At 63.6% G+C, this 7,756-nt stretch carries 7 protein-coding genes; all 7 read left to right on the top strand.

Features of this window, described 5'->3' with window-relative positions:
• A partial coding sequence (locus AC629_RS41775; protein ID WP_084810474.1) for an SDR family NAD(P)-dependent oxidoreductase occupies positions 1–701 on the top strand: 701 nt, incomplete at its 5' end.
• 31 nt (positions 702–732) lie between these two features.
• Entirely contained in the window at positions 733–1,527 is a 795-nt protein-coding gene (locus AC629_RS41770) for an enoyl-CoA hydratase-related protein (RefSeq protein ID WP_084810473.1), read from the top strand.
• Between the two features lie 32 nt (positions 1,528–1,559).
• Positions 1,560–3,149 carry a class I adenylate-forming enzyme family protein gene (locus AC629_RS41765; protein ID WP_168195723.1) on the top strand — a complete coding sequence of 530 codons (1,590 nt, stop codon included), beginning with the start codon at positions 1,560–1,562 and terminating at the stop codon, positions 3,147–3,149.
• A 4-nt stretch (positions 3,150–3,153) separates the two neighbouring features.
• Positions 3,154–3,891, top strand: a complete 738-nt coding sequence (locus tag AC629_RS41760) for an SDR family NAD(P)-dependent oxidoreductase (protein WP_084810471.1) — start codon at positions 3,154–3,156, stop codon at positions 3,889–3,891.
• 117 nt (positions 3,892–4,008) lie between these two features.
• Positions 4,009–5,682 carry a flavin-containing monooxygenase gene (locus tag AC629_RS41755; protein WP_084810470.1) on the top strand — a complete coding sequence of 558 codons (1,674 nt, stop codon included), beginning with the start codon at positions 4,009–4,011 and terminating at the stop codon, positions 5,680–5,682.
• 96 nt (positions 5,683–5,778) lie between these two features.
• Entirely contained in the window at positions 5,779–6,045 is a 267-nt protein-coding gene (locus AC629_RS41750) for a beta/alpha barrel domain-containing protein (protein ID WP_143199871.1), read from the top strand.
• Between the two features lie 128 nt (positions 6,046–6,173).
• Entirely contained in the window at positions 6,174–6,764 is a 591-nt protein-coding gene (locus AC629_RS41745) for a nitronate monooxygenase (RefSeq protein ID WP_084810468.1), read from the top strand.
• The last annotated feature ends 992 nt before the right edge of the window (positions 6,765–7,756 follow it).

Raw genomic sequence — 7,756 nt, 5'->3', positions numbered from 1 at the left:
CCGCTGCGCTGGGCTGGGCCCGCGAGGGCTGCAGCGTCGTGATCGCCGACATCGACGAGCGAGGGGGCGCCGAGACCTTATCCTTCGTCGAGGAGCTGGGGGCGCGCGCGGTCTTCGTGCAGATCGACGTCACCGACGGAGAGCAGTGCGAAGGACTGGTCGACGAGGCGCTGCGGTCCTTCGGCCGGTTGGACATCGCGTTCAACAACGCCGGCATCACCGGCCCCTCGGCCTTCGTCGGGAACTATGGCGCCGCCGACTGGCGGCACGTCATCAACGTGAACCTGATCGGCGTCTTCAATTGCATGCAGCCGCAACTCCGTCGGTTCGAGTTGCAGGGAAGCGGTGTCGTGATCAACACGGCATCTGTGTTCGGCGTCCGGGGCGCGCCCGGCGGCAGTGCGTACACGGCCGCCAAGCACGGAGTCATCGGTCTCACGAAGTCGGCCGCGCTCGAATACGGACGCAAGGGGATACGCGTCAACGCCATCTGTCCCGGCTACATCGAGACGCCGCTGGTCGTGGGTCCAAACGCGCCGGTGCCCGACGCGATCCTCGCGGAGAAGATCCGGCGGACGGGAGCGCGCCGACTCGGAAAGCCCGACGAGGTCGCGGCCCTCGCCCTGTGGCTCGCGTCTCCGGTCTCTTCGTACGTCAACGGCGCGGCATTGTCGGTCGACGGCGGTTTTCTCGCATCCTGAGATCCAGTCGCCCGAACCGGGAGGAAGAAGAATGAGCGAATGGAAATCGAAGTATCGCCTTATCACGTTTGACGACGATCGCGGCGTGATGACCGTAACCTTCAATCGGCCCGACAAGCTGAACGCGGTCGACGCGCGCATGCACACCGAAATGTCGTGGCTCTGGGCCGACGTCGCGCGGGACGAGAAGACGCGGGCCGTCGTCCTGACCGGAGCCGGCTCGGCGTTCTCGGCCGGCGGCGACCTCGACTGGTTTAAGAACATGACGCAGGAGGCCCTAGATCGCCTATTCGTCGAGGCGCGCCGCATCATCGTCGACATGCTCGAGGTGCCGCAACCGATCGTCTCGGCGGTCAACGGCGCCGCCACCGGCCTCGGCGCCACCTTGGCGCTGATGAGCGACATCATCTACGCGTCCGAAGCCGCCACGATCGCCGACACGCACGTGCTGGCCGGCATCGGGGCCGGCGACGGCGGCGTCGTCATCTGGCCGTGGCTCTGTGGGATGGCCCGCGCCAAGGAGTTTCTCATGACGGGGCAGAAGCTCACCGCGAGGGAGGCCCACGACATCGGCCTGGTTAATCACGTGGTCGAAGCGGACCGATTGATGGAGACCGCGACGAAGATGGCCCGGAGGCTCGCCGATGGACCCCAGCTCGCCATGCGCGGGACGAAGGCTTCCCTGAACAAGATCCTGCGCGAGGCGGTCAACCTGACGCTCGATACGTCGCTCGCGCTGGAGAAGGAATGCTTCCATTCCGAGGAGCACCGCGAGTGCATCGACGCGTTCCTCGAGAAGCGGAAACCGCAGTTCAAACGGGCCTGATCTTCCGAGCCTCCCTCAACGAGAGTCCTCCCATGACACCGGATCAGTCGAGCAACATCGTACGGCGGGTCAACGTCGGCGACATCGTGCGGCGCGGGGCGCGCCGTCACCGGGCCAAGACCGCCGTCGTCATGGGGCGCGCGAGGCTCACCTACGGCGAGTTCGAGGCGGAGACGAACCGCATCGCGCACGGATTGCTCGCCGCCGGGCTCGGGAACGGGGCGCGGATCGGCGCGCTCGCGAGGAATTCGCTGGAATTCTTCACGTTGTACTTCGCGGCGGCCAAGGCCGGTGCGGTCTTTTGTCCTTCCAACCCCGCGCTTCCGGATGCGGACCTGGTGCACGTGCTGCGCCACGCCGAAGTATCGGCAATCTTCGTCGATCCGGAGAGACACGAACGGTTCAAGCAGATCGCCTCGCAGGTGCCGACCTTGAGCCGGATCTATTCCATCGGGGAACGATCGGACGGCCAGGCTCCGGCGAATCCTTTCTCGCTGCTGTCCGAAGGGCAGCCGTCGACCGATCCCGAGACGACCGTCGGTGACAGGGACATCGCGATCATCATGTACACCAGCGGCACGACGTCGGCGCCGAAAGGCGCCATGCTGTCGCACACCAACGTGACCACGGGCGCCGTGCACAATGCGTTCGCCTGCGAATTCGACGATCATTCGGTGGCGACCGCCATCCTGCCGCTCTTCCATTGCGGCCAGCTTTCGATCAGTAGCGGTACGCTGGCGCGCGGCGGCACCGTCGTGATCTTCGACGGATTCGACGCCGACGCTCTGCTCGAAGCCGTACCGAAGGAGCGCATAACCTGGATGTTCGCGCTTCCTGCGATGTACCGGGCCTTGCTGGCGCACCAAGGATTGGACACGACCGATCTGTCCAGTCTCGGATTCTGCCTCTACGCGATGGCTCCGATGGACAGTTCGACGCTACGGGAAGCGTCGCGGCGCCTGGGCGCGCGATTCGCGCTGACGAGTGGGCAGACCGAAGCCTACCCGCCGACCGTCGTCTTCGCGCCCGAGTATCAGTTCACGAAGGAGGGGGCGTACTGGGGTCGGGCCATGCCGCTCGTCGAGCTCGCCATCATGGGCGACGACGGGTCCCTGATCGAGGACGGAAGTGTCGGAGAGATCGTCTATCGCGGCCCGATGGTGATGGAGGGCTACTACAAGGACCCGGAGGCCACGGCGCGCGCCTTCGAGGGCGGTTGGTTTCATTCGGGCGACCTGGGCCGGATGGACCGGGACTCGTTGCTCCTGTTCGTCGACCGGAAGAAGGACATCGTGAAATCGGGCGGAGAGAACGTCTCCTCCGTCAAGGTGGAAAGCTGCCTGCTCGGCCATCCCGCGATCCGGACGGCGGCCATCTTCGGGGTACCCCATCCCCAGTGGAACGAAGCGGTCGTCGCCGCGGTGAGCCTGATGCCGGGCGCGGCCGCCAGCGAGGAGGACGTGATCCTGTTCTGCAAGCAGAACCTCGCGCCGTTCGAAGTGCCGAAGAAGATCCTGTTCCGCACCGAACTTCCGCAAACTGCGACTGGCAAGCTCCAGAAATTCCGCCTTCGGCAGGAGTTCGGCGGCCTGTTCCTTCCGGACGAAGGCAAGCGGGCTTGACGTCATGACAAATCCGATCGTGGTGGTGACGGGAGCTTCTGGTGGTATCGGATCCGCGACCGCCGCCTGCTTCCTCGAGGCTGGCTGGGAGGTCCACGGCATCGACCGCAAGGAGTGTCCGATCGCGGGCGTGACGAACCACGTGTGCGACGTGACGAAGGAAGCTGAGCTTCTCGCCGCCGCGGAAGCCATTGGGGCGATCGACGCGCTGGTGCCGGCGGCTGGGATCAATCTTCGGCCCTCCGACAACTCCGCGACGAAGCTGTCGCTGGATGCGTGGGATCGCACGATCGCGGTCAACCTGACCGGCGTCATGTTGACGGTCCGGGCCTTCAGGCCGCGGCTGCGCGCGGACGGCTCGATCGTGCTCATCGCCAGCGTGGCTGCGATCAGCGCGATTCCCCGGACCGACGCCTACACCGCGAGCAAGGGTGCCATCGCGGCATTGACGCGAAGCTGGGCGGTCGACTTCAGCGCCGACGGAATCCGGGTCAATTGCGTCGCGCCGGGACCGACGGATACCGATATGATGTCGGACATACGCGAAAGCTTCGCGAGCGGCTCGTCGTCCATCGAACTTCCGCAGCAGCGCATGGCGACGGCCGACGAAGTCGCCCGAACAATACGGTTTCTGGCGTCGTCCGAGGCGTCCTACGTCTCCGGAGCGATCTTGCCCGTCGATGGTGGCGCTTCCGCGCACATGGCCGGCATTCCGTTTCCGCGAAGACGCGCCCCGCGATGACGGCCATCTTTCTCTACCGCCGAATAGACACTAGGTTTTCTGCGCGAGCGAGAGATTGAGCCGACCTGCCGCCCTAGGCCAAAACAAAAAGCAGCGCGAACTGTCGGAGCGAATACTATGGGAGAAGGCAAAACGCATTTCGAGGTGATCGTCGTCGGGGCCGGCGTCGCCGGCATTTACCAGATCAAACGCCTGGTCGACCTCGGCGTCGATGCCACCGTCCTGGAATCGGCGGCCGATCTCGGTGGCACCTGGTACTGGAACCGTTATCCCGGCTGCCGCTTCGATTCCGAGAGCTACACCTACGGTTTCTCCTTCTCGCGCGAATTGCTCGACGAGTGGCACTGGAAGGAGCGCTTTTCCGGGCAGCCCGAGAATTTGCGCTACCTAGAGTACGTCGCGGACAAGTTCGATCTGCGAAGACACATGCAGTTCGACTGCCGGGTCGAGACCATGCGCTTCGACGAAGCGAACGATCTGTGGAGAGTGACGGTCTCGGACGGTCGCGAGCTCACGTGTCGTTTCGTGGTGTTGGCGATCGGCCTGCTCTCCGCGCCGACCATGCCGCGGCTCGAAGGCATCGACGACTTCAAGGGCCGATCGTTCCACACCTACTACTGGCCGCATGAGCCGGTCGATCTTACGGGCAAGAGGGTGGCGGTGATCGGCACCGGCGCCACCGGCATTCAGCTGATCGGCGAGATCGCGGACAAGGTCGGCGACCTCACTGTGTTCCAGCGCCGGCCGAACTGGAATGCGCCCCTCAACAACGGTCCGATCTCGGACGCGGAGATGGCCGACATCCGGTCGCGCTTCGACGAGATCTTCGCCGCCTGCGCGCTAACGCCGGGCAGCTTCCTTCACGGGCCCCAGAGCAAGGGATTCTACGAAGCGACGCGCGAGGAACGACTGGCGCTGTGGGACAGACTCTACGACGAGCCGGGCTTCGGCATCTGGCTCGGGAATTACCGCGAGATCTTCATGGACGAGGCCGCCAACGCCGAGTTTTCGCGGTACATCGCCGACCGCATGCGCCGACGGGTCGACGATCCCGCGGTGGCCGAAAAGCTGATCCCCAAGGATCATGGCTTTGGCGTGCAGCGGCTTCCGCTGGAGACTAGGTATCTCGAGGCCTACAACCGCGAGAACGTGCATCTCGTCGACATCAGCGAGACGCCGCTCGTTCGCGCGACCGAGGAGGGGCTGCGCACCACCGAGCGGGACTACGAATTCGACATCATCGTCTACGCCACTGGCTTCGACGCCATCACCGGCGCTTACGATCTCATCGACATCCGTGGCATCGGCGGCGAGTCGCTGGCGGAAAAATGGAAGCATGCGCCTTCGACCTTCCTCGGCATGCTCGTTCACGGCTTCCCGAATCTCCTGATGCCGACCGGGCCGCAGAGCGCGTCCGCTTCGACGAACTTCCCGCGCGGCATCGAGAACGGTGTCGCCTGGTGCACGGATCTACTTCGGTACATATGGGACCGCGGCTATACGCGCGCCGAAGCCACGCTCGAGGCGCAGGAGCGTTGGACCGGACATGTGATCAAGATGTACGAAATCATGCTGATGCGAAAAGCAAAGGGATGGTTCACGGGCTACAACTCCAACGTCGCCGGACACGAAGAGGGGACCGTGCGCTACTTCGTCTACAACGGCGGTACGCCGAAGTTCGTCGGCATCATCAGGGACGTCGCCGACCAGGGCTACCGGGAGATCGAGTTCGGCACCGCGGCCCAGTCGTCAGCCGGAAAGGAGACCGCGGCCGCCGCGCAACCGCGATAGGAGACGATCGAGGGCGAGCTCGGAGTTCGGTCGCCTTCGACGGGATGGCGACCGGTTTCGTTCGATCGAACGAAACGCCATGACGAGGAGCACGACATGAAAAACCGAATGTGCGAAATGTTCGGCATCGATGTGCCGGTATTCGCGTTCTCCCACTGCCGGGACGTCGTGGTGGAGGTCTCGAAGGCCGGCGGCTTCGGCGTTCTCGGCATGGCGCGGATGAGTCCGGAGAGAGTCCGCGAGGAACTCAAATGGCTCGACGATCACATCAACGAAAAACCCTACGGCATCGACGTTCTCATGCCGACGACCTACCAGGACTCGAGCGACCTTAAGTTCGATCCGGAGCGTCTGGTCCCCTAGGAGCATCTCGCGTTCGTTCGCAAGCTCATCGACGATGCCGGGATACCGCCTCTGCCGCGTCGGAGGCGGCCCGTATCGAGCGCGACCTGGTTTCGAGCTTCACGTTTACGCCGAGGGAAAGCGCCGAAATGATCGATATGATGGAGCATCCCATAAGGCTCATCGTGAATGCGCTCGGCTCGCCGCCGCGTTCGCTCGTCGAGCGCGCTCACGCCAAAGGGATCAAGATCTCAGCCATGGCCGGCGCCGAGAAGCACGCGATCAGGCACATAGAGGTCGGGTGTGATTTTGTCATCGCGGGAGGCACGGAAGCCGGCGGCCATACCGGAACGACGACGTCAATGGTGCTCTGGCCACGCATCGTCGATGCCGTCACACCGTTGCCGGTGCTCGGCGCCGGCGGCGTCGGCCGAGGTCGGCAACTGGCTGCCGCCCTCGCGCTCGGATGTGAGGGTGCCTGGTGCGGTTCGATCTGGCTGAAGACTAAGCAGAGCGAAGTGATTCCAGAGATCAAGGAGAAGATGTTCGCGGCAGGCTCGGAGGATGCGGTGCTGACCCGCAGCGTCACTGGAAAGAGCTGCCGGACTTTGCGCTGCGCGTTCACCGATGCGTGGGAGACGGAGAGCGCTCCCGAACCGCTGGGGGCTCCGCTTCAGGGACTGCTTTGGTGGAGCCAAGGGCGTACCCGGGTGGAACGAGTCCGGGCAAAAGAATTCTAGACGGACCCCGTCGGACAGATCGTCGGCGATATGAAGGAGGAGACGTCCGTCCGCCAAGTGATCTGCTCAGCGAGATCTCGGAATCCAAAGAGCGTCTCGTCGAGCAGTTCATGGGCTGAGGCGATCACGAAGTCTGCGGCTCCGCCTGCGTTTCGACGCCAAATGCGGCTGCGATCGAAAACGTCCGCTGTTGGGCCAGTCGACGACCTCAAGATGGGCGCCAAGGTCCGGTTTGGCTCAAAAAGGCGACCCCCTGGAGAGGGCTGACTCTGGAGCAAAATGACCAGTATGGCCGGCGCGGATTGGCGGACGAACACGAGGGCATCGACCGACTCGCCAGCGCTTTCCCGATCTCTGACGGTACTTGGAGATGCGCGGCAGCGGTGCTGGATAACAACCTTGGCTACGCAGGCAGCATTGATCAGTCGATTGACCCCAATAGATATCGGAATCTCCAGCAGCGCGAGGGGCTCAAATTGTTCTGTGAATTCAAGACCGAAAGATTGCGGCGGGTATACCGTTCGGGATCTGTCCGTCGAACGTGCTGAATTGTGTTTATAAATCAAGAACGAAACGCCGTCCGAAATGATTGAGTGGGGAGTAGTGCGACCGGCTGCAATCTCGCAGTTTAGCGTAGTTTGATGACGTTGTTCTCGCTTCACTTTCGTATTGAGGACGCTGCACGAAGTCGTGAGCTTGGCTTATCCCGTTCGAGGTTGGCATTCCACCGCATTTTGGCTAGCGGAGTATTGCAGCGGAGTTGATCGTGCAGAAGGGCGGGGCGCGGTCGTGTCCCCAGTGATGGTGTAGCTCGGTGGAGCAAAGCCGTCCGCACGCGCGCCCTCAAATAGCGCCGTAGCGGGCGGACGGCTTTGCGGTGGTCACCGGCAATTCGCCGGTAGGGTCGGGTTGCTGACACCAACCTGATTCGAGGAACCACCGATGACCGACGAGATGATGAACCTTCGCGCGCTCGTGGAGAAGGCCCCAGA

It is taken from the genome of Bradyrhizobium sp. NAS80.1 (assembly GCF_001908205.1).
Classification (GTDB): Bacteria; Pseudomonadota; Alphaproteobacteria; order Rhizobiales; family Xanthobacteraceae; genus Bradyrhizobium.
This window is presented reverse-complemented; position numbering and strand designations above follow the sequence as displayed.

Coding starts and splice junctions, on each gene's coding strand:
- AC629_RS41745 (WP_084810468.1), top strand. CDS start 6,174: ATGATCGATATGATGGAGCATCCCATAAGGCTCATCGTGAATGCGCTC.
- AC629_RS41770 (WP_084810473.1), top strand. CDS start 733: ATGAGCGAATGGAAATCGAAGTATCGCCTTATCACGTTTGACGACGAT.
- AC629_RS41750 (WP_143199871.1), top strand. CDS start 5,779: ATGAAAAACCGAATGTGCGAAATGTTCGGCATCGATGTGCCGGTATTC.
- AC629_RS41765 (WP_168195723.1), top strand. CDS start 1,560: ATGACACCGGATCAGTCGAGCAACATCGTACGGCGGGTCAACGTCGGC.
- AC629_RS41760 (WP_084810471.1), top strand. CDS start 3,154: ATGACAAATCCGATCGTGGTGGTGACGGGAGCTTCTGGTGGTATCGGA.
- AC629_RS41755 (WP_084810470.1), top strand. CDS start 4,009: ATGGGAGAAGGCAAAACGCATTTCGAGGTGATCGTCGTCGGGGCCGGC.